Genomic DNA, 21,513 nt, shown 5'->3' with positions numbered 1-21,513 from the left:
CCGCCGAGGAGGTAGCTCGTGACCGACAACGCCCAGCCAGGGCGGGTTGGCTATCGCGAGATCGCGGACGACCTCCGGCGGCAGATCGACTCCGGCGAGCTCCCGCCCGGCAGCAAGGTTCCCGGCGAGAACGACATCATCAGCCGCTACGGCGTGGCGAACCTGACCGCACGTCACGCCTTGGACGTGCTGAAGTCCGAAGGCCTGATCATCGCGAAACGGGGCTCGGGCACGTTCGTCCGCGAGTTCAAACCGATCCGGCGAGTGTCTCCCGACCGCTTGCGGTCGAGCACGTCGTGGGGATCGGGACGACCGATCTGGGCCACCGACGTCGGCACGCGCCCGAGGACGGAGAACGTGTCCGTCGCCGTGGAGGCCGCGCCCGCCTCGATCGCCGAGGTGCTGGAACTCGACGAGAACGCCACCGTGGTCGTTCGCCGGCGCACCTACGTGGTCGACGACAAGCCGGTCCAGGTCGCGACGTCGTACTACCCGGAGTCCCTGGTCGCGGGATCTGCGATCACCGAGGTCAACACCGGCGACGGTGGCGCCTACGCCAGGCTCAGGGACCTGGGTCATGAGCCGGTCAAGTTCCGCGAAGAGCTGCGGGTGCGCACGCCGCGCGAAGCCGAGCGCAAGGCTCTCGACCTCACGCCGGACATGCCGATCGTCCTGATCACGAGGACCGCGTACACCGCCTCCGACCAGCCCGTCGAGATCAGCGAGATGGTCCTCGACTCGGCGGCCTACATCCTCGAGTACAAGTTCACCTCGGAAGACTGACTTGCAGTTCTTTATGGAACTTGCTTCACTAGCGGAGCTGAGTTCTTTAAAGAACAGGTGGTCGACATGCCCGGCATCATCGCGCCGTACGTGACCGCGTGGAGTGCTGAACAGGATCTGCCGTGCACGCTGGTCGAACGGGCCGACGGCAGCATCGGGTTCGCCAAGGAGTTGCCGAGCGACCGCGACCGGCATGGAGTGTTGTGGCAGCAGACCGCGCTACGACACCGAGTCGGACGGCCGGAGTTCGCGCGAGTCCATCCGTTGCGGCAAAGGCGCGCGATGGAACTGTTGCTGTGCCAGGTTTGTGGCGGTCCAGCGGACGTGAACGACGACGGAGTCCTGTGGCTGCAACGGGATTACCGCGGCGATTGGCCGCAATGGCCGAACGGGATGGCTTCGGTCGAACCGCCGGTGTGTCTGGCGTGCGTTCCGGTGGCGATGCACATGTGTCCTGCGCTGCAACGAGGAGCGGTGACCGTGCGGGTGGAGGACTGTCCGGTCGTAGGCGTCCGGGGAGTGCTCTACAAGAAGAGCGTGCTCGCACCAGCGGTTGCTGCTGCCGGAAACTTCACGTACGACGACCCAGCGGTGCGGCGAGTCGTTGCCTCGGCGGTGATCCGCGAACTGCGTGGCTGCGTCGTCGTCCCGCTCGACGAGCCGAGCGGGACGGCGACTCGGAGCCTCAGCCGTTCAGGACCGCGCGCGACATGACGACGCGCTGGATCTGGTTGGTGCCCTCGTAGATCTGCGTGATCTTGGCGTCGCGCATCATGCGCTCGACCGGGAAGTCACGGGTGTAGCCGGCGCCGCCGAACAGCTGCACGGCGTCGGTGGTGACCTCCATGGCCACGTCGGAGGCGAAGCACTTGGCGGCCGCGGTGATGAAGCCGATGTTGGGCTCGCCTCGTTCGGCCTTGGCGGCGGCGACGTAGACCATGTGGCGGGCCGCCTCGATCTTCATCGCCATGTCGGCCAGCATGAACTGGACGCCCTGGAAGTCCGAAATGGACTTGCCGAACTGCTTGCGGTCCTTGACGTACGCGACCGCGGCCTCCAAAGCACCCTGCGCAATGCCGACGGCCTGGGCACCGATGGTCGGGCGGGTGTGGTCCAGGGTCTTGAGTGCCGTCTTCAGACCCGTGCCCGGCTCGCCGATGATGCGATTAGCAGGAATCGTGCAGTTCTCGAAGTAGATCTCGCGGGTCGGCGAGCCCTTGATGCCGAGCTTGCGTTCCTTGGGGCCCACGGAGAAGCCCGGGTCGTCCTTGTGCACGACGAACGCCGAGATGCCCGCGGACTTCTTGGCGGCGTTGGGGTCCGTCACGGCCATGACGGTGTACCAGGTGGACTCGCCGGCGTTGGTGATCCAGCACTTGGTGCCGTTGAGCACCCAGTCCGAGCCGTCCAGGACGGCGCGCGTGCGCATGGACGCGGTGTCCGAACCGGCCTCGCGCTCGGACAGGGCATAGGAGGCCATGGCCTCGCCCGAGGCGATGGACGGCATGACGAGCTGCTTCAGCTCTTCGGAGGCCGAGAGCAGGATCGGCATCGTGCCGAGCTTGTTCACGGCCGGGATCAGGGAGGAGGACGCGCAGACGCGGGCCACCTCCTCGATCACGATGCAGGTGGCCACGGAGTCCGCGCCCTGGCCGTCGTAGTCCTCGGGCACGTGGACGGCCGCAAAACCCGCCTTGACCAGGGCGTTGTGGGCCTCTACCGGGAAGCGCTCGTTCTCGTCGACCTCGGCCGCGTGCGGCTTGATCTCCTTCTCGGCGAGCGAGCGGACGGCCTCACGCAGCGCCTCGTGCTCCTCGGCGAGCTGATAGGTGCCGAAGCTCGGGTTCACCTTGTTACCTCCCAGTAGCGAGTCCTCGGCACGATGTTAGCGCCCGTTCACGTCGAGCGCTGCTGTGCCGTTGAGCACTCAGAGGGACTTCTGCAGAGCCGCGTCCTTGTCTAGTACGAGCTGCTCGAGTTCCGCCTGGAAGCGGGCGACTCGCTCCTGCAGGGCGGGGTCGGAAGCGGCGAGGATGCGGACGGCCATCAGGCCCGCGTTTCGCGCGCCGCCGATGGCCATCGTCGCGACCGGGATGCCCGCGGGCATCTGCACGATCGAGAGCAGCGAGTCCATGCCGTCGAGGTACTTCAGCGGGACGGGGACACCGATCACCGGAAGCACGGTGGCGGAGGCGACCATGCCGGGCAGGTGAGCCGCGCCGCCGGCGCCGGCGATGATGGCGCTCAGGCCGCGGGAGGCGGCGGAGTTCGCGTAGTCGATCATGCGCTGCACGGTGCGGTGCGCGGAGACGACGCTCACCTCGAACGACACGTCGAACTCGGCGAGCGCCTCGGTGGCCGCCTTCATGACCGGCCAGTCCGAGTCGCTGCCCATGATCACGCCAACCTGAGTCACTCCGCACTCCGCTCTTCGCCGTGAATGTCGTATCCGTCTGACCAGACGCCCGTGGAGAGCCAGTCCGCCGCGAGCCGGGCGCGCGAGCGGACCTCGGTCATGTCGTTGCCGAGGAACGTCACGTGGCCGACCTTGCGGCCCGGCCGTTCCTCCTTGCCGTACAGGTGCACGTGCGCGTCCGGGAACCGCGCGAACAGGTGGTGCACGCGCTCGTCCGGGCCCATCGCGGGCGTTTCCGCCGCCCCGAGGACGTTCGCCATGACGACGGCCGGTGCCATCAGGTCCGTGCGGCCCAGCGGGTAGTCGAGGACCGCGCGCAGGTGCTGTTCGAACTGGGACGTGCGCGCACCCTCGATCGACCAGTGGCCGGAGTTGTGCGGGCGCATCGCGAGCTCGTTCACGACCACGCCGTCCGCGGTCTCGAACAGCTCGACGGCCAGCACGCCCACGACGCCCAGCGCGTCGGCGACCTTCAGCGCGAGTTCCTGGGCCGCGGCACCGTCCAGCGCGGGAGCGGGCGCGAGCACCTCGACGCAGATGCCGTCGGACTGCACGGTCTCGACGACCGGCCACGCGGCGCCCTGCCCGAACGGCGAGCGCGCCACGACGGCGGCCAGCTCGCGGCGCATCGGCACGCACTGCTCGACCATCAACGGCGTCCCGGCCTCGAGCAGCTCCGGCACGACCCGCTCGGCGCTCTGCGGGGTGTTCAGCATCCACACGCCACGGCCGTCGTAGCCGCCGCGGATCGACTTCAGCACGCACGGCCAGCCGTTCGCCGCGCCGAACTTCATCACGTCGCGGACCTCGTGCACCTCCGCGAACGGCGGCACCGGCAGGCCCAGCTCGGCGAGCCGCACGCGCATCTTCAACTTGTCCTGCGCAAATTGCAGAGCGTCCGGCCCGGGGTGCACCTTGACGCCCTCGGCGACCAGCGCGCGCAGGTGGTCCTGCGGCACGTGCTCGTGGTCGAACGTGACGACCTCACAGCCCTTCGCGAACGCGCGCAACGCGTCGAGGTCTGTGTGCGTGCCGAGCACCACGTCCCGCGCGACGAGCGCGGCGGGGTCGTTCTCGGAGACTGCGAGCACGCGAAGCGACTGCCCGAGCGGGATCGCGGCCTGGTGCGTCATGCGGGCGAGCTGCCCGCCGCCGATCATTCCGACGACGGGGAGACGGGTACGAGAGTCCACGGTTCAGGCATCCTACCTGCGGCTTCTCCCGCGCTCACCAGCAGAGCCAGCCGCGCCGCGGTGACGCTGCCCTCCGGTGCGACGTGGATCACGAGCCGCTGGTCGTGCTCAGGCGCGCCGAGCACCTCGCAGTCGAACTCCAGCGGGCCCACGACCGGGTGCCGCAGCCGTTTGCGGGCCATCCGGCGCACCGCCACGTCGTGCCCCGCCCACAACCGCGCGAACGTCGGGCTAGTCATCAACTCGTCGACCAACGGCCGTGCGGCGGGCCTGCGCGCAAGGGTCGCCCTCAGGTCCGCAACGTGCCCACGCGCGATGGCCTCGCGGTCCTCCTCCGGCACCCAGCTCTGGTCGCCGAGGAAGAAGTCCCGGAGCAGGTTGCGCCCGACCACGTCCCCGAACACCACCTCGGCCCGCGGGGTCGCGGCCAGCACGTCGCCGAGGTCGGAGATCACCACGGCCAGGTCGTCGCGCAGCCGGTCGAGCAGCAGCCGGACCCCGGGCCGGATGGACGTCGTCGCCGGTTCCTCGGGCACGGCCTCGCCTGCCAGCCGGAACAGGTGCGCGCGCTCGTCGGCGTCGAGTTCCAACGCCCGTGCGAGCCCGTTGAGCACCGGCACGGACGGATGCGGCCCACGCGCCTGTTCGAGTCGTGAGTAGTAGTCGACGGACATGCCCGCGGCCTCCGCCACCTCCTCGCGACGACGTCCGGGCGTGCGCCTCCGTCCGTCACGCACGGGTGCCAGCCGTTCACGACGGCTGCGCAGAAAGCCCGCTAGCTCTTGCATGCCCTCCAAGGTAGCCAGGGATCGACTGTCCCTGGTTGGTCGCGCGGCGCGGAAAGACGCTGGAGCACATGAAGATCGCGATGACGGGGTCGACCGGACGGGTCGGCAGCAGGCTCCTCCCCCGGCTCCGGGACCAGGGCCACGACGTGCGCACGCTGACCACGAGGCTCGCCGACACGGCGGCGGTGAAGGAGTTGCTCGACGGCGTGGACGCCGTGGTGCACGCGGCCGCCGCGTTGCGCACGAGCACCGACTTCGAGGGCGTCAACGTGCACGGCACGCGCACGCTGGCGGAGCTGAGCGCGAAGGTGCCGCAGTTCGTCCACATCAGCACGAACCTGGTGTACCCCAACGGTCTGGGGCGGCCGGCCGTGGAGACCGACCCGACCGGGCCGGACCCGGCGTTCGGCGACTACCCGCGCACCAAAGCGTTGGGAGAGCAGGCAGTTCTCGACACGCGGGCGGCTGCGGTGCTGCGGCTGGCGTTCGTCTACGGCGACGACGACCCGCACCTGGAGGAGTCGTTGCGGTGGGCGTCGACCTGGCCCGCGCACCAACGGCTGCACATGGTGCACCACGTGGACGTGGCCCAGGCGATCGAAAAGGTGCTCGGTGCCGGGGCCGAGGGGATCTTCAACATCGCGGACGACAGTCCCGTCACCGCGCTGGAACTGCACCTGCTGAACGGCCTACCCCCAGGTGAGGCCGTTCAGCAGGACTTCGACCCGTGGAACGGGATCGTGTCGACCGAGCACGTCCAACGGGAACTCGGCTTCCGGCCGCGCTACCCGTCCGCCTTGTCGGCATCGGTGGCCGGCGTGCTCTGATCCGCCTCGGGCACCTCGGAAGCCGTCGAGACCTCGGGCTCCTCCTCCGGGGCCTCGGCGCTCTCGGGTTCGGGCATCCACTCGATCTCGTCGTCCGGATCGGCGACGAGCACCGCCACCGCACCGGCTTCGGGCTCGGCCATTGCCCCGTCGACGACCACCGCCGCACCGCTGATGGACACGACCGACACCGGTCCGGCCGCCGCGACGCCGCCCACCTTCCGGTGCGCCCGCGTCGGCCTCCACCCGCCACCCCGGCGCAGCAGCCACCACGTCAGGAAGAGGATCCCGGTGGTCAGCAGCAGGCACAGGAAGATCTCGAAGATCTGGAAGTACGTCATCCGGTCGATCGGCTGGTAGTCGACGTACGTGCCGATGGCGGCCTTGGTGTTGCGCATGCAGGTGTTCTCGTTGACCACCTGGCAGTTGTCCGGCACCGACACCGGGTCGAGGTCGGGGCCGACGAACCCGCTGCCCAGTGTCAGCCCGCGTTCCGGCACGACCGGGGTGTTCTCCCAGCGCACGATGATGCGTTCGGGCGGCAGGTAGTAGTCGCGCGCGGAGGCCAGCAGGAACCGCACGAGCACGAAGAACACCAGCGTGCCCGCGACCGCCGTGAGGACGTGCCTGGTCAGCAGGCCGATGAGCACGCCCAGGGACAGCCCGAGCAGCGCGTACCCGGCCTGCACGAACGGGTTGGCCTCGAAGCCCGACCACACCCGGCGCGAGCCGACGTACCCGTCGCCGAAGCCGATCACCGCGCCCAGCAGCAGGGTGAGCACGCCGAAGGCGAGCAGCTTGCCGCGCAACCACTCCGCGGGGGTGACGTCCTGGCCCCACGCGACGAAGTAGGTGCGTTCCTCGAGTTCGCGGGCGAGCAGCGGGGCTCCCCAGAACATGCCGATGATCGCGCCGAACCCGAGCTGCACCATGAGCCCGTAGAAGCCGGTGATCGGCATCGAGTCGATCGCCGCCGGCCCGGACTCGGTGAAGATCAGCGAGTAGGAGGCGAGCAGGGCGACGACGGTGACACCGAGGATCGGCCAGCGGTGCTGGCGCCAGGTCAGCCAGATGATCGTGTCGAGGCTCATGCCGCACGCTCCAGGTGGGCCACGACGAGTTCCTCCAGCGTCACGTACCGGGCGGTCCAGGGTTCGTCGATCCGCTGACCGCCGGAGCGGACCAGGAACGACGACTGCGACTTGCCGTGCTTCGCGAGCACCACAGGTCCTTCCACGGGTGATTTCGAGGCGTGCGGACCGGTGTAGAGGACGTGCTCTTCCAGCAGTTCGTCCGTGTCGCCGTCGACCAGCAGCCTGCCGTTGGACAGCAGGAGCAGCCGGTCGGCGACGCCGCCGATCTCCGCCACGACGTGCGTGGAGAAGACCAGGGTCAGGCCCCTGTCGTTCACCTCGGTCAGCAGCTCCCGCATGACCCTCTGCCGCGCGAGCGGGTCGAGTTCGGCCAGCGGTTCGTCGAGCAGCAGCACGTCCGGGCGCGATCCCAGCGCGAGCGCCAGCGTCACGTGCGTGCGCTGGCCGCCGGAGAGGTCGCCGATCTGAAGCCTGCGCGGGACCTTGAACCTGGTGAGCCACTCGTCGGCCCGGTCGTTGTCCCAGACGTCGTTCATGCGGCGGCCGAAGTTCAGGACGTCGGCGACCTTGAACGACTTGTACATCGGCTTGTGCTGGGGCACGTACGCCACGCGGCCCGCGATGGACGTGTGCCCCGAATCGGCCGGGAGATGCCCGGCCAGCACGTTGAGCAGCGTCGACTTGCCGGAGCCGTTGGCCCCGACCATCGCCGTGACGCTGCCCGGCGGCAGTTCGAAGGAGACGTTCCGCACGGCCCACTTCGAGACTTCGGCCGCAACCACGCTCATTGCGCTCCCCCACTCAGCACTTCGCGCAGCAGCGCGTAGATGTCCTCGTCCTCCAACCCGGCGGAGCGTGCCTCCGCGACCCACTTGGCGAGTCCCTCGCGCAACGGGTCCAGGTCCTCGGGGGCGGCGGACCCCAAGGTGGCCTTGACGAAGGTGCCGGAGCCCTGTCGGGCTTCGACGAGGCCGGCGAGCTCGAGCTCGCGGTAGGCCTTGAGCACGGTGTTCGCGTTCACGCCGCTCGTGGCGACGACGTCGCGCACCGTCGGCAGCCGATCACCCGGCTGAAGCCAGCCGAGCCTCAGAGCCTCCCTGACCTGCTGCCCTAGCTGCAGGTACGCGGGAAAGCCGCTGCCGCGGTCAACGTGGAACTCGACCACGCACGCTCCCCAGATTGTTCTAGTGAACTAGGACAATAGAACACTTCTGAGCGTGTTGGGAAGCGACCCCGGTGGGGACACGGGGAGGGCCGCCAGGCGCGGGACAGGGGGTTCAGCGCCCTAGCGAGGTGAGGAGGGCACGCGCCTCCGCGTGCGTGTCCGGCAGGCGTTCGATCCAGACCTTCGCGGGTCCGACCGGCCTGACGTTCGGGTCGTCGGCGAGCCGGTCGGCCGCCAGCACCCGCAGGTTGGAGACGCGTCTGGCCAGCAGTTCGTCTCTGCGGACGAGCACCGCGGCGACGCACGGCCCGAGGGTCGCCAGGGTTTCGCCGCCGTCGAAAACGGTGCGCAGCGCGTCCGACGCGAGCGTCATCGCGACGACCCGGGACCAGCCGGTGGCGCGGTGCACGTCGAGCCTGAGCAGCACGAGCGCGTAGTCGAGCGGCGCGACAGGTGTCTCCCGGTACACCTCGCCCAGTCGTGTTCGCAGGTAGGCGGCAGTCGCCAGCCCGGTCAGAGGATCTTCGGCCGCGCACTCGCCGGCCTGCTTCGTCACCACGTCCGCCCATCCCAGCGCTGTCATGCGCAGCATCCGTGAAGGGAGCGCGTCGACGTTGGCCGACACGATCTGCGACCCGTCGGTCAGCACGGCGTGCAGCGCGGCGAGGTCCATCAGCGTCTCGCTCAGCCCCGCGCCCGCCTCCGCCCGTGCCCGGCCCAGCCGGACCAGCGCGTCGCCGGGGTCCGCGTCGTCGAGCATCGCCGCGCACACGTCGTCGACCTCGGCGAGCGGCCAGTCTGCGGGGAACGCCCAGCCGGCGGCCATGGTGGCGGTCCGCCACCTGGACTTCAGCAGGCGTTCCGCTTGTGCGACACCCACCCGGTCTCCCTTCGGCTCGTCCGATTCCAGGTGGGAGACGCACCCGTCGCTGATTCGTGACGCAACCCGCGCGGGGGATTGAGATGACTCCGCCAGGCGCCGTAAGTCACACTGAGCGCCGCGAGGGAGGGAAACGAAGACTGTGGCAATCGTTCCTGCAGACGTCCAGGGACCCAGCGACGCTGAACTCATCGAGTCCGTGCGTGGTGGGACCATCGACGCCTACGGCCAGTTGTACGAACGCCACGTCTCGGCGGCCTACAACCTCGCCCGCCAGTTGGCCCGTTCGCAGGCCGAGGCCGACGACCTCGTCTCCGAGGCGTTCGCCAAGGTCCTGGACACGTTGAGGGCCGGTCGCGGACCCGATGCGGCGTTCCGCGCGTACCTGCTCACGGCGTTGCGGCACACCGCGTACGACAAGACCCGCCGCGACAAGAAGGTCGACCTCACCGAGGACATGACCGACGTCGCGCCGCCCGTCGCGTTCAGCGACACCGCCGTCGCCGGGCTCGAGAAGTCGATGGCCGCGCGCGCGTTCGCCGCCCTGCCCGAACGCTGGCAGATGGTGCTGTGGCACACCGAGATCGAGGGCCAGTCGCCCGCCGAGGTCGCCCCGCTGCTCGGGCTGACGGCCAACGGCGTGTCCGCGCTCGCCTACCGCGCCCGTGAGGGCCTCAAGCAGCAGTACCTCCAGATGCACCTGGCCGAGACCGAGGCGGAACGCTGCAAGGCGACCGTCGACCGGCTGGGCGCGTGGACCCGCGGTGGCCTGTCCAAGCGCGAGGCGACGCAGGTCGAAGCGCACCTCGACGAGTGCGGCCGGTGCCGGGCGCTGGCCGCCGAACTCGCGGACGTCAACGGAGCGCTGCGGATCTTCGTCGCGCCGCTGGTGCTGGGCATCGGGGCCACCGCGTACCTGGTCACGGCCGGGACGACCACGGCGGTCGTCGGGGCCGGTGCGGCCGCGGGTGGTGCCGGTGCCATCGGTGCCGCGATCCCCCGTCAGCTCGTGACGGTCGGAGGTTCGGCTGCCGCCGTGGCCGCCGCCGTGGTGATCGCGCTGGCCGCGGCCAGCGGGGAACAGCCCGCGCCGGTCGTGGAGGCGATTCAGCCGCCGCCCGCGCAGACGCAGGTCCAGACGCCGCGCCCGCCCGTTCCGCCGGTGCCTCCCGCTCCCACTCCTACGACTGAGCCGCCGGCGCCCTCGACGACCACTCCGGAGCCGCCTCCTTCGGTCGCTCCCCCTGCGCCGCCGCCCGCTCCCGAACCCCCGGCGCCCGAGCCGCCCGCACCGACGCCGCCGTCGTTCACGCCGACCGTGCCGAACGGGTACACGCTCACGCCCGGCGAGGAGCCCAAGGACTTCCCGGTCACCATCCGCAACACCGGTGGCACGGCGGCACCGCCCGCGAGCATGGTGCTGAGCCTGCCTCCGGGTGTCGTGTCGACCGGCGGACCCGCCGGGTTCGGTGGTGCGCGGCTGCTGCAGCCGGACGGGTCCGCCGACCAGACCGTCGAGTGCCCCGCCGGCACCGGCACGATCGTCTGCGTCACGCCGTCCGGGATCGCGCCGGGCGGGCAGGCGACGTTCCAGTTCCGGCTGCGGGCGACCGACACGGCCGTGCCGGGCAGGATCACCGGCGTGATCAGCGCGGGCGCGGCGATCTCGGTCAACATCAGCGTCGAGGTCAACGTCCCGCCGGTGAACGACGACATCGACCTGACGGTGAAGACCTGGGACGACGTGTTCTGGTACCACCCGCGCACCGACGTCTCGGTGCTGAACAAGGGGCCGCGCGCCGGGACGTTGAAGATCGACGTGACGTCCTCCAAGAACCTCGTGGTGTTCGCGCCGTACCGGCAGTGCAAGCAGGCCGGCGAGAACGCGATCCACTGCGTCGCGGACCTGCCGCGCGGGGAGCGGTTCCGGATGTCGTTCTGGGCGTTCGGGCGCAAGGGCGGCGACATCACCGTCACCGCGACGCTCGGCAACGCCACGAAGACCGTGACAGTGCCGGTGAAGGGGTGGCCCGGGAATCCGCCGGGCGAGGAACCGCCGAACCCGCCGACGTCGACCACCACTCCGGTGCCCACCACGACTCAGCCGACCAAGCCGACTCGTCCTACTGAGCCGACCAAGCCGGGGTCCACCGAGCCGACCACGCCTGGGTCCACCGAGCCGACTTCGCCGGTGGAGACGCCTACGGTGCCTTCGCCGACGGTTCCGACCGTGCCGACGGTGCCGACCTTGCCGACGCCGTCGTTGCCTCCTTCGGTGCCGCCGACGACTACTCCGCCTCGGTCGGAGGAGCCTTGCGAGCCGCCGCACGGGCTGTTGCCCGGGCTGATCGGCGGGATCATCGGGTGGCCGGACTGCGAACCGCCGCGGAGCTGACCCGGCTCCTGCCGGGGTTGGTGGGGCCTGCCGGGCTCCTCGAAGTTGATCAAATGTTGATCTTCGTTCGTCACTGAACGTGCAGGTGAGGCGCCTCTGGGTGGCGTTAGGTAACACCCGGAGGCAGGCACCGTTACCTTGATCCGTAAGCTGGCTCGGTGCTGCCAGTCGTCCGCCGGGCCATGAGCCGGCTGCCCGAACCACTCCAGTTCCTGCTGCACAAGCACCGCGAGTTGATCAGATTCGCCCTGGTCGGGGGCACGACGTTCCTGATCGACAACGGCGTCTGGTACGCGCTCAAGCTCACCGTGCTGACCGACAAGGTCGTGACGGCGAAGGTCATCGGCGTCCTGGTGGCGATCATCGCCTCGTACATCCTGTCGCGCGAGTGGTCGTTCCACACCCGCGGCGGCCGCGAACGCCACCACGAGGCAGCGCTGTTCTTCCTGGTCAGTGGCCTCGGCGTGGCCATCAACATCCTGCCGCTGTGGCTGTCGCGGCACCTGTTCGGCTTCCAGGCCCCGTTCGTCTCGGTGCTGACCGAAGAGGTCGCGGACTTCGTGTCGGGCTCCATCATCGGCATGCTGCTCGCCACCGGGTTCAAGTTCTGGGCGATGCGCCGGTGGGTGTTCCCCGACGCTGGTGCGCGACCTGACCGGCACGTTCACCCGATCTCCGTAGACTCGCCTCGTGTCCCTAGGCGAAACAGTGATCTCGCGGTTCCCGGAGCCGATCCGGTCGATCGCGCTGAAGCATCGTGAGCTAGTCAAGTTCGCCCTGGTCGGGGGCACCTGCTTCGTGATCGACACGGTCCTGTTCTTCGGGATCAAGACGCTCGTGCTCCCGAACAACCCGGTGACCGCGAAGATCATCGCGACTCTTGTGGCGACGATCGTGTCGTACATCCTGAACCGGGAGTGGTCGTTCCGGACTCGGGGTGGGCGGGAGCGGCATCACGAAGCCCTGTTGTTCTTCTTCGTCAACGGGGTCGGGATTGTTCTCAACTCGGCGCCGTTGTGGGTTTCCCGGTATTTGTTCCATCTTCAGGAGCCGCATGTTTCGCGGTTTGCTGAGGAGGTTTCCGACTTTTTGAGTGCGCAGATCATCGGGACGTTGATTGCTATGGCGTTTCGGTGGTACGGGTACAAGAACTGGGTGTTTCCCGAGGAGAACGTTCGAGGTTCGCGGTCGGATTCCGACGAGGAAGCGCTTGGGCATTCCTGAGTTTGCGCGGGTCAGCTTTGCGTTCGGGTGCCGGTTCCAGCGGGGTTGGTTGCGTACCTGGGGTTCGATCGCCTTGCGAGGGTGGGCGCGCGGGTCGTGACGAATGAAGTGGGTTGCGATTGAACCGGCTGGCCAACCTGGTAGCAGCCCGTTCGGGCTCGCCTTCGGCTTCGCCACGCCAGGATTCGTAGGTGGACGGCTTGCGTTGTTGGCTGTCCGGTTGGGTGCTCGCGCCGGGCTTGGGCGGTGGTTGGGTTGCGTTCGCGAGTGCTGTTGCGTGCGTGGGCTAGCGCGGGGTGCTTTGGGTTTTCCAGGAGATGCCGACCACGTCTTGGGCCTTTGGCTTCGGCAGGAAGACCGCGAAGGTGGCCGGGCGGGCCGTGGAGAGTTCCAGGCGGCCGCCGTCTGCGTCTACCAGGGCTCTCGCGAGGGCCAGGCCCACGCCTGTTGAGCCGCCGCCGGACACGCCTCGCTCGAAGATGTGGGCCGCCAGGTCGTCTGGGACCCCTGCTCCGCCGTCGCTCACTTCCACGACCACGGTGCCCTCTTCGCTGCGCGCCGTGACGACTACTGAGCCCTCGCCGTGGCGCAGGGCGTTGTCGAGGAGCACGCCGATTGCTTCTCGTAGGCGGGCCGGGGTGGCTCTCGCCAGCAGGCCGTCCGGGACTCGGACTCGGAGGGCTCGGCCCTGGCTGCGGACCTGTTCGCGCCATTCCTCGGCGATCAGGGTCAGGGCCGGGCGGAGTTCTAGAGGTTCGGCGCCCACTGCTCGGGCTGCTCGGGCTGCTGCCAGGAGTTCGTCCAGGACTGCGGCCAGGCGTTCGGCCTGTTCCAGGGCTGCTCTGGCTTCGGCTGCCGTGTCCGGTTCCGGGTGTTCGGCCAGCGCTTCGAGGCGTAGTTGGAGGGCGGTCAGGCGGCTGCGGAGTTGGTGGGAGACGTCGCCGACCAGTTCGCGTTCTCGTTGGACCAGGCGAGCCAGGGCCGTGGCTGAGGTGTCCAGGGCCTCGGAGACCGCGTCGAGTTCCTGGATGTTGTAGCGCTGGCCGTCTGCTCTGAAGTCGCCTGCTCCCAGGCGGGAGGCTCGGGCCGCCACGTGACCGAGGGGGCGGGCAAGCGTTTGCGCCGTTACCAGGGCGACGATGGTGCCGGTGCCCACGGAGATGGCGAGGAGCAGCAGGACCAGGCCCGCCACCTGTGCCTGTTGGGTGTGCATGGGGCCCGACGGGATTTCCAGGCGGACGGTGCCCTGTTGGGCGATGGAGAGTTCTACGGCCAGGGGGTCGCTGCCCGGTGAGGGGCCGCTGACCTTGGTCGTGCCTCCGGAGATGACGGTCAGGCGGCCTTCGGCCGGGATGGCCACCCGGACGCCCTCGATGCTGAGGGGCTCCTGCCTGGCCAACTGGTCGTCGAGGGCTGTGGCGATCTGCTGGGCCTGTTGGTTGAGGGTGCCCTGGGCGGTGTCCTCCACCAGGGTCAGCGCCGAGTAGCCGAGGGGCAGGCCCAGGACGATGCCCGTCACGGCTACCGCGAGCAGGATCGCTCGCAGGATTCGGCGGCGCACTAGTCGGCGTTGAAGCGGAAGCCGCGGCCGCGGACGGTCGCGATTCGCTTCTCGGCGGAGTTCGGGGTGCCGTCGCTCAGCTTTCTGCGCAGCCAGGACATGTGCATGTCGAGGGTCTTGCTGCCCTTGAGGTCCGGGTCGTTCCAGACCTCGGAGAGGATCTCGTCGCGGCTCACGACCTGGCCCGCTCGCTGGATGAGGACCTTGAGGAGTTCGAACTCCTTGTTGGCGAGCTGGATCTCGCCGCCGTCGACGGTGACTCGGCGGGCGGCCAGGTCCACGCGGACGCCGTTGACCTCCAGCGTGCCGGGGGCCCTTCGGCGGAGCAGGGCTCGGATGCGCGCCATCAGTTCGGCCAGGCGGAACGGTTTCGCGACGTAGTCGTCGGCGCCCGCGTCCAGGCCCACCACGAAGTCGACCTCGTCGGCTCGGGCGGTGAGCATCAGGACCGGAACGCTCCTGCCGCTCTGCCGCAGTCGCCGGCACACCTCGAGGCCGTCCATGCCCGGCAGGCCGAGGTCCAGCACCAGGAGGTCGATGCCTCCCGCGATGGCTGCCTCGAAGGCCTGTGGCCCGTCTCCGACGACCTGCACCGAATAGCCCTCCCGCGTCAGGGCGCGGGAGAGCGGTTCCGCGATGGCCGGGTCGTCCTCGGCCAGCAACACCACGCTCACGGGCCCCAGCGTATTCGTGGAACGATCGCCGCGTGTCACGCCACGATGCTGATCTCGAACTGGCCCTCCGCCTCGCCGACGCCGCCGACGCGATCACCGCGACCCGATTCCGCGCTCACGACCTCGCCGTGGAGCGCAAGCCGGACCGCACGCCCGTCACCGATGCCGATGTCGCGGTCGAGGACGCGGTCCGCGCCGTGCTCGCCGCCGAACGTCCCGAGGACGTCGTCATGGGCGAGGAGCGGGGCGGCACGCTCGACGCGAAGCGCGTCTGGGTGCTCGACCCGATCGACGGCACCAAGAACTTCCTGCGCGGCGTGCCAATCTGGGCCACGCTGATCGCCCTGGTCGTCGACGGCGTGCCCGTGGTCGGCGTGGTGTCCGCGCCCGCTCTGGGTCGTCGCTGGTGGGCGGCGGCCGGTGGGGGCGCATTCGCGTCGGACGCGTCCGGTGAGCGCGCTATCTCCGTGTCCGGGGTGCGCGCGCTCGAGGACGCGTACGTGTCGACGACGGACATCAAGTCGTGGGTGGAGTACCACTCACGCGAGGCCTGGCTGCGCCTGGTGGACGCGACGTGGGAGAGCCGCGCGTTCGGCGACTTCTACCAGCACTGCCTGGTTGCCGAAGGCGCCATCGACCTCGCGCCCGAGTGCGTGGCGAACCCGTGGGACATCGCCCCGTTCCAGGTCCTGGTGACCGAGGCGGGTGGCCGCTTCACCTCGCTCGACGGCGAGGAGCGCTACGACGGCGGCAGCGTGCTGACGTCGAACGGCCACCTGCACGAGGCCGCGCTCAAGCTGTTGGCACGCTGAGACTTCCGCGCGCGACCTGGGCCCACGCCAACCGGCCGAAGAGGTAGTGGCACGCCACGCTCTCGTCGTCGAACCGGGCCCAGTCGTAGCGGTTGCCCTGCTCCTGCCAGAACACCTCGAAGCCCGTGTCGTCGGCGAGGAGGCACCAGCGCTGGTCCGTCTCCTCGCCGAGGCTGACGACGTCGTCCGGCACGCCGATCTTCTTCAGCCACTCGGGCAGCTGTTCGACGTTCATGCGGTGATCTCCGTGAGGTAGCCGAGCGCGACGAGGTCCGCGACGGGGTAGGTGGTGCGGTACCGGCTGCCGCCGCCGGGCTGGCCGAACCAGGGCGCGCTGATCGTGCGGTGCACGGGCAGGTCCTTCTCGACCCGGTAGCGCCGGTAGCCCTCGGTGGCGGCACTCGGGGGCAGCGACCGCTGGGCGAACGGCGTGTCGGCCGCGCTCAGCACGCGGCCTTCCGGCGTGCCGAACCTGTCCAGCTCGGCGCCTGCCTTGATGATCTCGGCCTGGCTGTCCTCGTAGCCGCCCTCGCGTTCGATCGGCCAGCGCGGGGAGCCGTCCTCGTGCTGGAAGAGGCTTTCCCAGTCCCGTTCGTGCATGCCGGCGAGCGGGTCGTGGCCTTCGAGGAGTGCTTGGACGACCGGGTGATCCACGCCCAGACCGTCGCCGGTGGGGACCGCCGGGGCCGATTGCTCGGCGGACGTGTCGATCGCCTGCGGGTGGTCGCCGGGCGCGAACCTCGGGACCTGCTGCTCCTCCTGGCCCGGCTGCTGCGGGGGCGGTGGGAGCTGGCGGGCCGGCTTCGGGGCGAGGCGGGGAGCCCTGCCCGCGCTGAGGAAGATGGCCATGAACCAGCTGCCCGCGGCCGCCGCCGTGTAGGTGTGGCGGGCGATCTCGCCTGCCAGGCCGGGGTCGACGAGGGCCTGGTTGCTCTCGCGGTTCTCCAGGCGGTCGCTGAGTGCGTTCGAACCGCTGTGGGTCGCGAAGTCCGCGGCGGTCGCCATCGGGCCCGCGGCGGCGGGGCGGGCGCCGAGGTCGACGTCCGCGCCGGGGGCCGCCGGGGTGGCGATGGTGTCGCTGAGCTGGCGTTCGCCCTGGTTGTCGAGGGTGGCCGGGTCGCCGTCGAACAGGCCGTCGGCGGTGCCGTCCTTCGCCAGGTCCTTGGTGGTGGCGTCCTTCGCCGACACCGCCGCCGACGAGGTCTGGGCCTGGGCCGCAGTCTGGCCCGGCTGCGACGACTGGGGGCCGGACTGGCCGCCGAACTGGGCCGTCGTCGCCTGGGTTCCCGGGAGCAGTGGCGTGCCGGACTTGGCCGCGGCGGCCGCAGCCCCCGGAGCGCCGGTCTTGGCCTCGCCGGAACGGAGTTCGCCCGCCTTGGGCTCACCCGACTTGAGTTCGCCCGCCTTCGCCTCGGCCACGGCCTTGGGGTCGGTCGCCTTGGCGTCGGTGGGCTTGGCCGCCTGCTGGCCCTGCTGGGTCTGCTGGCCCTGCTGGGCGGCTTGCGCTGCCTGAGCGGGCTGGCCCTGGTGGCCGACCACCGCACCGGCCGCCTGAGCCGCTGCCGCCGGAACACCACCGACCGCGCCACCAACGGAACCACCCATGGGACCGGTGACCGGAGCGCCACCCATCGGGCTGCCCATCGCGGGACCGGCGGGACCGGCAGGTGCAGCGGGAGCGGCCGGGGCCGGAGTCGCTGCCGCAGGGGCCGCGGCGGCGGTCTGGCCGGGGAGTTCGCCGCCTCGGATCAGGGGCGGGTCGAGGACGGCACCGGACGCCTGGGTCGTGCCGTCCGCCACCGGGCCGAGGGTGCCGTGGACGCTCGGGATCGAGTCCACGACCGGCTGGGCGATCGGCGCGACGATCGGCGGGGCCGGGTTCTGCACGAGGCCGGGCAGCGGGCCGGGGCCCCTGCCGTCGCCTCGGCCCTGGTTGTCGCCGGGACCGTTGCCGTGGCCGGGGCCGTTGTTGTCGCCGAAGACCGGGCCTGCGGCATCGCGGCCGCCGGGCACCGCGTCCACCACCGGCTGCATCACGGCAGCGGCGGGGGCGGTGACCGGGGCGGTCACCGGAGCGACGGCGTCCGCGATCGGGGCGGCCGCGTCGCCCACCGCGCCCACGACCGGGGCGACGACGGGCGCGACCGGAGCGGTCACGGCGCCGACGACCGGCGCGACCGCCTCGGTCACGGGAGCGACCACTGCGGCGACCGGAGCGACCACCGGCGCGACGGCACCGGCGACCGGAGCCACCACGGGTGCGACGGCACCGGCGACGGGCTCCACGATCGGGGCGACCACGCCCGCGACCGGGGCCACCACGCCGCCGACGAGGTTCGTGACCGGCGACAACAAGCCGCCACCGCCGCCGGGGCCGTGGGCTCCGGGTGCGGTGTTGACGGGCGGGACGCCCTGGGACATGTCGATGCCGCTGTCCAGCCGGATGGCCGAGGTCAGCAGGGTGTTGAGGTTCGCGACGTTGGCGGCGGCGCCCTTGGTCAGGGTGTCGAGGCCAGCCAGCGCGTTCGGGTTGCCGGCGTTGGCCGAGGCCGTGGCGGCGTCGTTGTTCTTGGCCAGGGCCACCAGCTCGCGGACGATCTCGACCTTCGCGGCGCCCACCTGCTTGGCGGCGTGGTCGAGGCGGTCGGCGGCGGCGTGGCAGCCCTTGGCGGCGCGCTGGAAGTCGCCGTCGGGCGCGACGACCTTGGCCCAACGGCCTCGGGCGGCGTCGCCGGTCGCGCCCGTCACGCCACCCAGCGCGCGGTTCGCGGCGCCGTCGGAGGTCGTGCTCAGGCTCTTGATCTTGTCGCCTGCCTCGCGCCAGGCCGTGGCGCTGGAGCGCATGGCGTCCTCGTCGGCCTTCGGCCACGTGACGCCCGCCTTGGCGGCGATGGCGGTGAGTTCGGCGGGAAGCTCGATGCCCATGTCAGCCGTCCAACCTTCTCATGCCGGAGGCGTTGGCCTCCTCGACGTGCCGGTAGGTGGCGGCGGTGGAGGCGAGCTTGTCGCCCACGTCCCCCAGCGTCGCCGAGAGCCCGGACAGCGCACCGGAGGCGTCACCGGCGGGCTTCTCGTGCGATGCGGCGAAGCTGCGGCCGATCGCGTCGTCACCCCAGCAGGCACCGAACCCGGCGAGCGCGCGGTCGAGCGCGCCGGCGATGTCCACGGCCTGGCCGGCGAAGCCCTTCATCTCGCGCGCGCCCGCGTCCAGCCGGTCGAGATCGGCCGAGTACCCGGTCATCGGACCCTCCTGTTGATGAGCTCGGAGTCGAGCCAGCTCTCGCGCTGTTCGTTGTCCTCGTCGTCGTCGATCCGGCGGCGCACGGGCTGCTGCCCGAGATCGACGGTGTCGTACTCGGAGGTCTCGTACTCGGACGGCTGCAGGTCGGCGGTTCCGGCGACCAGCGCGGCGGGGTCCGTGGCGACGGGCAGCACCGTGCTCAACGCCTGGTAGGTCTCCTCGGCCGCACCGGCGGCCGCCTCGGCGACCGTCCGCACGATCAACTCGGCCAACTGCTCCGGCCGGTGCCTTCGGTAGGCCGTCTCGGAGAGTTCGAGGCCGACGAGCTTCCCGCCGGCACCGACGGTCGCCTCGACCGTCCCGTCCGGACTGGAGGCACGCCCGGACACCGCAGCGAGGTCGCGTTGCACCGACACCAGCTGCTCGCGGCTGCGCCGGTAGTCGGCCAGCAGCTCCTCGACCTGCGCACGGTGGTCGTCCACCGAGTCCCCCTCACACGCATAGCCCACGGCTCGGGCTCTAGGACGCCGTTGCCACTAGATCGGTTCCCGGCGGTTTCAGTTACGTAGGATCAACGAGATGATCGCCTTCGAGGATCTGCCCGCAGGCCGCATCATCCCGCTTGGCGACCTGACCGTCGACCGGGACGACATGCTGGACTTCGCGAAGAAGTTCGACCCGCAACCGTTCCACCTGGACGAGGAAGCGGGCCGGAACTCGATTTTCGGCGGTTTGTCCGCCTCCGGCTGGTACACCGCGTCGCTGTGGATGCGCCGCTGGGTGGACGTGGTCCTCGCCGACTCGACGTCGCAGGGTTCGCCGGGCGGCCGCGAACTCTCGTGGCTCGCGCCCGTCTACCCCGGCGACACGCTGACGTTCGCGGCGGAGGTCCTGAGCGCCCGGCTGTCGAAGAAGCGCCCGGACCTCGGCCTGGTGGAGTTCGCCGGCACGGCGCACAAGGGCGACCAGCCGGTGTTCCGGTTCATCGCCACGGGCATGTTCACCGCCCGCGGCTGAGTTACTTGGAGAGCGCCCGCACCACGCGCGACGGACTGGGACGGCCGAGCTGCTCGGCCATCCACACCGAGGTCTCGACGAGCTTGTCGAGGTTCACCCCGGTCTCGACGCCGAGGCCGTCGAGCATCCACACGAGGTCCTCGGTGGCGAGGTTCCCGGTGGCCGACTCGGCGTAGGGACACCCGCCCAGACCACCTGCCGACGAGTCGACAGTCGTTACGCCGCAACGCAAAGCGGCCAGCGTGTTGGACAAAGCCTGTCCGTAGGTGTCGTGGAAGTGCACGGCCAGCGGCGCCACGTCGCGGAACCCGCCGAGCAACGACTCGACCTGCCCCGGCGTCGCCACGCCGATCGTGTCGCCCAGGGACACCTGCGAGCACCCCATGCCGAGCAGTCGTTCGCCGACGGCCACGACCTGGGACTGCGCAACGGGTCCCTCCCAGGGATCCCCGAAGCACATCGACACGTACCCGCGCACCGACATCCCGGCTGCCAACGCCCGCGCGACCGTCGGTTCGAACATCTCGAACTGCGAGTCGAGCGTCCGGTTGAGGTTGCGCGACGCGAACGTCTCCGTGGCGGAGGCGAAGATCGCGATGTGCGTGACGCCGGCTTCCAGAGCCCGGTCGAGCCCGCGCTCGTTCGGCACCAGCACGGGATAGATCACGCCGGGAGCGGGCTTCAGCCCGGCCAGCACCTCGGCCGCGTCGGCCAGTTGCGGCACCCACTTGGGGTGCACGAAGGACGTGGCCTCCAGCACGGACAGTCCGGCGGCGGCCAGCCGGTCGAGGAACTCGAGCTTCACCGCGACGGGCACGACCGCCGACTCGTTCTGCAGCCCGTCGCGCGCCCCGACCTCCCAGATCGTGACGGCGGACGGGAGGGACGCACCGGGAACGACGTCGGGCAGGCCGACCTCACGCGCGCCCATCGAGCCGCCTCGGCTGGAAGTCGTCCTCGGGGTTGTCGTTGACCTCGCGGTACAGCATGGTGTGCACCTTCTCCACGGACGGGATGTCGTCGAACTCGAGCGGCTCGTCCGAGGCCGACTCGATGATCAACGTGCCGCAGCCCAGCAGCCTGTCCACGAAAGAGTGCTCGAAACGCACGCTGTTGACACGGGCCAAAGGGATGTCGAGACCTGTGCGCTTGAACACTCCCTCGCGGTACATCACGCGGTCCGAAGTGATGATGAAGTGCGTCGTCCGCCAGCGCAGCAACGGCGTCACCGTCAGCCAGAGCACCAGCACCACGGCGACGACGGCCAGTGCGATCAAGGCGATGAAGCCCCACGACTGGCCGCCGACGAGCCCGGCCAGGTAGGTGCCCAGGGCGACCACCACCAGCAGCCAGAACACCGGGAAGATCAGCATCTTCCAGTGGGGGTGCTTGTGGATCACGACGTGCTCGCCGGAGCTCAGCAGGTCGTCGGGGTACGCCATG

Annotated in this window: 24 protein-coding genes; 8 read left to right on the top strand and 16 right to left on the bottom strand. The window is 70.3% G+C overall.

The window, feature by feature from the left end:
* Positions 1-18: 18 nt before the first annotated feature.
* The gene (locus tag JNUCC0626_RS38370) at positions 19-783 is read left to right on the top strand and encodes a GntR family transcriptional regulator (protein WP_394615560.1); all 765 of its coding nucleotides are present in this window, start codon (positions 19-21) and stop codon (positions 781-783) included.
* Positions 784-849: 66 nt separating this feature from the next.
* Positions 850-1,497 (top strand): hypothetical protein, encoded by a 648-nt coding sequence (locus JNUCC0626_RS38365; RefSeq protein ID WP_394615559.1) that lies wholly within the window; start codon positions 850-852, stop codon positions 1,495-1,497.
* On the opposite strand, the gene JNUCC0626_RS38360 is transcribed toward JNUCC0626_RS38365, so the two are convergent.
* The 4 genes from JNUCC0626_RS38360 to JNUCC0626_RS38345 form a co-directional block, all read right to left on the bottom strand.
* Positions 1,469-2,632: an acyl-CoA dehydrogenase gene (locus tag JNUCC0626_RS38360; protein WP_394615558.1), complete on the bottom strand. Its 1,164-nt coding sequence runs from the start codon at positions 2,630-2,632 to the stop codon at positions 1,469-1,471. The two genes, JNUCC0626_RS38365 and JNUCC0626_RS38360, sit on opposite strands and share 29 nt — an antisense overlap.
* Before the next feature lie 78 nt (positions 2,633-2,710).
* Positions 2,711-3,199, bottom strand: coding sequence for a 5-(carboxyamino)imidazole ribonucleotide mutase (gene purE / locus JNUCC0626_RS38355; protein ID WP_394615557.1), 489 nt, complete (start codon positions 3,197-3,199; stop codon positions 2,711-2,713).
* Positions 3,196-4,392 carry a 5-(carboxyamino)imidazole ribonucleotide synthase gene (locus JNUCC0626_RS38350; RefSeq protein ID WP_394615556.1) on the bottom strand — a complete coding sequence of 399 codons (1,197 nt, stop codon included), beginning with the start codon at positions 4,390-4,392 and terminating at the stop codon, positions 3,196-3,198. Before JNUCC0626_RS38350 ends, purE begins: the two co-directional genes overlap by 4 nt.
* A complete protein-coding gene (locus JNUCC0626_RS38345) occupies positions 4,356-5,180 on the bottom strand; it encodes a helix-turn-helix transcriptional regulator (RefSeq protein ID WP_394615555.1) in 825 nt (274 codons plus the stop codon). Before JNUCC0626_RS38345 ends, JNUCC0626_RS38350 begins: the two co-directional genes overlap by 37 nt.
* A 68-nt stretch (positions 5,181-5,248) precedes the next feature.
* Here JNUCC0626_RS38345 and JNUCC0626_RS38340 point away from each other — a divergent pair, with 68 nt between their 5' ends.
* Entirely contained in the window at positions 5,249-6,007 is a 759-nt protein-coding gene (locus JNUCC0626_RS38340) for an NAD-dependent epimerase/dehydratase family protein (RefSeq protein ID WP_394615554.1), read from the top strand.
* On the opposite strand, the gene JNUCC0626_RS38335 is transcribed toward JNUCC0626_RS38340, so the two are convergent.
* The 4 genes from JNUCC0626_RS38335 to JNUCC0626_RS38320 form a co-directional block, all read right to left on the bottom strand.
* On the bottom strand, positions 5,965-7,098 hold the full coding sequence (locus tag JNUCC0626_RS38335) for a hypothetical protein (RefSeq protein WP_394615553.1): 1,134 nt from the start codon (positions 7,096-7,098) through the stop codon (positions 5,965-5,967). The genes JNUCC0626_RS38340 and JNUCC0626_RS38335 overlap by 43 nt on opposite strands.
* On the bottom strand, positions 7,095-7,889 hold the full coding sequence (locus JNUCC0626_RS38330; protein ID WP_394615552.1) for an ATP-binding cassette domain-containing protein: 795 nt from the start codon (positions 7,887-7,889) through the stop codon (positions 7,095-7,097). Before JNUCC0626_RS38330 ends, JNUCC0626_RS38335 begins: the two co-directional genes overlap by 4 nt.
* Positions 7,886-8,266 carry a GntR family transcriptional regulator gene (locus tag JNUCC0626_RS38325; protein ID WP_285644042.1) on the bottom strand — a complete coding sequence of 127 codons (381 nt, stop codon included), beginning with the start codon at positions 8,264-8,266 and terminating at the stop codon, positions 7,886-7,888. Before JNUCC0626_RS38325 ends, JNUCC0626_RS38330 begins: the two co-directional genes overlap by 4 nt.
* A gap of 112 nt (positions 8,267-8,378) precedes the next feature.
* Positions 8,379-9,146, bottom strand: a complete 768-nt coding sequence (locus JNUCC0626_RS38320) for a GGDEF domain-containing protein (RefSeq protein WP_394615551.1) — start codon at positions 9,144-9,146, stop codon at positions 8,379-8,381.
* A 142-nt stretch (positions 9,147-9,288) separates the two neighbouring features.
* Here JNUCC0626_RS38320 and JNUCC0626_RS38315 point away from each other — a divergent pair, with 142 nt between their 5' ends.
* From JNUCC0626_RS38315 to JNUCC0626_RS38305, 3 genes are all read left to right on the top strand, one after another.
* On the top strand, positions 9,289-11,541 hold the full coding sequence (locus tag JNUCC0626_RS38315) for a sigma-70 family RNA polymerase sigma factor (RefSeq protein WP_394615550.1): 2,253 nt from the start codon (positions 9,289-9,291) through the stop codon (positions 11,539-11,541).
* Between the two features lie 161 nt (positions 11,542-11,702).
* Positions 11,703-12,302, top strand: coding sequence for a GtrA family protein (locus JNUCC0626_RS38310; protein ID WP_394622194.1), 600 nt, complete (start codon positions 11,703-11,705; stop codon positions 12,300-12,302).
* Complete coding sequence (locus JNUCC0626_RS38305) at positions 12,232-12,765, top strand: GtrA family protein (protein WP_394615549.1); 534 nt, start codon at positions 12,232-12,234, stop codon at positions 12,763-12,765. The genes JNUCC0626_RS38310 and JNUCC0626_RS38305 overlap by 71 nt, the downstream gene beginning before the upstream one ends.
* Positions 12,766-13,051: 286 nt before the next feature.
* Here JNUCC0626_RS38305 and JNUCC0626_RS38300 read toward each other — a convergent pair whose 3' ends face one another.
* On the bottom strand, positions 13,052-14,326 hold the full coding sequence (locus tag JNUCC0626_RS38300; RefSeq protein WP_394615548.1) for an ATP-binding protein: 1,275 nt from the start codon (positions 14,324-14,326) through the stop codon (positions 13,052-13,054).
* Positions 14,326-15,000 (bottom strand): response regulator transcription factor, encoded by a 675-nt coding sequence (locus JNUCC0626_RS38295; protein WP_394615547.1) that lies wholly within the window; start codon positions 14,998-15,000, stop codon positions 14,326-14,328. Before JNUCC0626_RS38295 ends, JNUCC0626_RS38300 begins: the two co-directional genes overlap by 1 nt.
* Before the next feature lie 32 nt (positions 15,001-15,032).
* On the opposite strand from JNUCC0626_RS38295, the gene hisN reads away from it, so the two are divergent.
* Positions 15,033-15,812 (top strand): histidinol-phosphatase, encoded by a 780-nt coding sequence (gene hisN / locus JNUCC0626_RS38290; protein WP_394615546.1) that lies wholly within the window; start codon positions 15,033-15,035, stop codon positions 15,810-15,812.
* Here the strand turns inward: hisN and JNUCC0626_RS38285 are convergent.
* Genes JNUCC0626_RS38285 through JNUCC0626_RS38270 form a run of 4 tightly spaced genes read right to left on the bottom strand, consistent with a single transcriptional unit; the run spans position 15,793 to position 19,535 of the window.
* Positions 15,793-16,047, bottom strand: a complete 255-nt coding sequence (locus JNUCC0626_RS38285; RefSeq protein WP_394615545.1) for a hypothetical protein — start codon at positions 16,045-16,047, stop codon at positions 15,793-15,795. The two genes, hisN and JNUCC0626_RS38285, sit on opposite strands and share 20 nt — an antisense overlap.
* On the bottom strand, positions 16,044-18,737 hold the full coding sequence (locus JNUCC0626_RS38280) for a TNT domain-containing protein (RefSeq protein ID WP_394615544.1): 2,694 nt from the start codon (positions 18,735-18,737) through the stop codon (positions 16,044-16,046). The genes JNUCC0626_RS38285 and JNUCC0626_RS38280 overlap by 4 nt, the downstream gene beginning before the upstream one ends.
* A gap of 1 nt (position 18,738) precedes the next feature.
* A complete protein-coding gene (locus tag JNUCC0626_RS38275) occupies positions 18,739-19,053 on the bottom strand; it encodes a WXG100 family type VII secretion target (RefSeq protein ID WP_394615543.1) in 315 nt (104 codons plus the stop codon).
* Entirely contained in the window at positions 19,050-19,535 is a 486-nt protein-coding gene (locus JNUCC0626_RS38270; protein WP_394615542.1) for a YbaB/EbfC family nucleoid-associated protein, read from the bottom strand. The genes JNUCC0626_RS38275 and JNUCC0626_RS38270 overlap by 4 nt, the downstream gene beginning before the upstream one ends.
* A gap of 97 nt (positions 19,536-19,632) precedes the next feature.
* Here JNUCC0626_RS38270 and JNUCC0626_RS38265 point away from each other — a divergent pair, with 97 nt between their 5' ends.
* A complete protein-coding gene (locus JNUCC0626_RS38265) occupies positions 19,633-20,070 on the top strand; it encodes a MaoC family dehydratase (RefSeq protein WP_394615541.1) in 438 nt (145 codons plus the stop codon).
* Between the two features lies 1 nt (position 20,071).
* Here the strand turns inward: JNUCC0626_RS38265 and JNUCC0626_RS38260 are convergent, their stop codons facing one another.
* Both JNUCC0626_RS38260 and JNUCC0626_RS38255 read right to left on the bottom strand, forming a co-directional pair.
* The gene (locus JNUCC0626_RS38260) at positions 20,072-21,001 is read right to left on the bottom strand and encodes a hydroxymethylglutaryl-CoA lyase (RefSeq protein WP_394615540.1); all 930 of its coding nucleotides are present in this window, start codon (positions 20,999-21,001) and stop codon (positions 20,072-20,074) included.
* The gene (locus tag JNUCC0626_RS38255; RefSeq protein ID WP_285644059.1) at positions 20,988-21,512 is read right to left on the bottom strand and encodes a PH domain-containing protein; all 525 of its coding nucleotides are present in this window, start codon (positions 21,510-21,512) and stop codon (positions 20,988-20,990) included. Before JNUCC0626_RS38255 ends, JNUCC0626_RS38260 begins: the two co-directional genes overlap by 14 nt.
* Position 21,513: the final 1 nt, after the last annotated feature.

This window comes from Lentzea sp. JNUCC 0626 (genome assembly GCF_043632865.1).
GTDB lineage: Bacteria > Actinomycetota > Actinomycetes > Mycobacteriales > Pseudonocardiaceae > Lentzea.
The sequence above is the reverse complement of the archived record's forward strand: the minus strand, read 5'-3'. Positions and strand labels throughout refer to the sequence as shown.

What these genes read in the sequence shown, in the direction of transcription:
- JNUCC0626_RS38280 (WP_394615544.1), bottom strand. Translation starts at nt 18,737, where the DNA reads ATGGGCATCGAGCTTCCCGCCGAACTCACCGCCATCGCCGCCAAGGCG.
- JNUCC0626_RS38265 (WP_394615541.1), top strand. Translation starts at nt 19,633, where the DNA reads ATGATCGCCTTCGAGGATCTGCCCGCAGGCCGCATCATCCCGCTTGGC.
- JNUCC0626_RS38345 (WP_394615555.1), bottom strand. Translation starts at nt 5,180, where the DNA reads ATGCAAGAGCTAGCGGGCTTTCTGCGCAGCCGTCGTGAACGGCTGGCA.
- JNUCC0626_RS38330 (WP_394615552.1), bottom strand. Translation starts at nt 7,889, where the DNA reads ATGAGCGTGGTTGCGGCCGAAGTCTCGAAGTGGGCCGTGCGGAACGTC.
- JNUCC0626_RS38340 (WP_394615554.1), top strand. Translation starts at nt 5,249, where the DNA reads ATGAAGATCGCGATGACGGGGTCGACCGGACGGGTCGGCAGCAGGCTC.
- JNUCC0626_RS38255 (WP_285644059.1), bottom strand. Translation starts at nt 21,512, where the DNA reads ATGGCGTACCCCGACGACCTGCTGAGCTCCGGCGAGCACGTCGTGATC.
- JNUCC0626_RS38365 (WP_394615559.1), top strand. Translation starts at nt 850, where the DNA reads ATGCCCGGCATCATCGCGCCGTACGTGACCGCGTGGAGTGCTGAACAG.
- JNUCC0626_RS38260 (WP_394615540.1), bottom strand. Translation starts at nt 21,001, where the DNA reads ATGGGCGCGCGTGAGGTCGGCCTGCCCGACGTCGTTCCCGGTGCGTCC.
- JNUCC0626_RS38275 (WP_394615543.1), bottom strand. Translation starts at nt 19,053, where the DNA reads ATGACCGGGTACTCGGCCGATCTCGACCGGCTGGACGCGGGCGCGCGC.
- JNUCC0626_RS38285 (WP_394615545.1), bottom strand. Translation starts at nt 16,047, where the DNA reads ATGAACGTCGAACAGCTGCCCGAGTGGCTGAAGAAGATCGGCGTGCCG.
- JNUCC0626_RS38335 (WP_394615553.1), bottom strand. Translation starts at nt 7,098, where the DNA reads ATGAGCCTCGACACGATCATCTGGCTGACCTGGCGCCAGCACCGCTGG.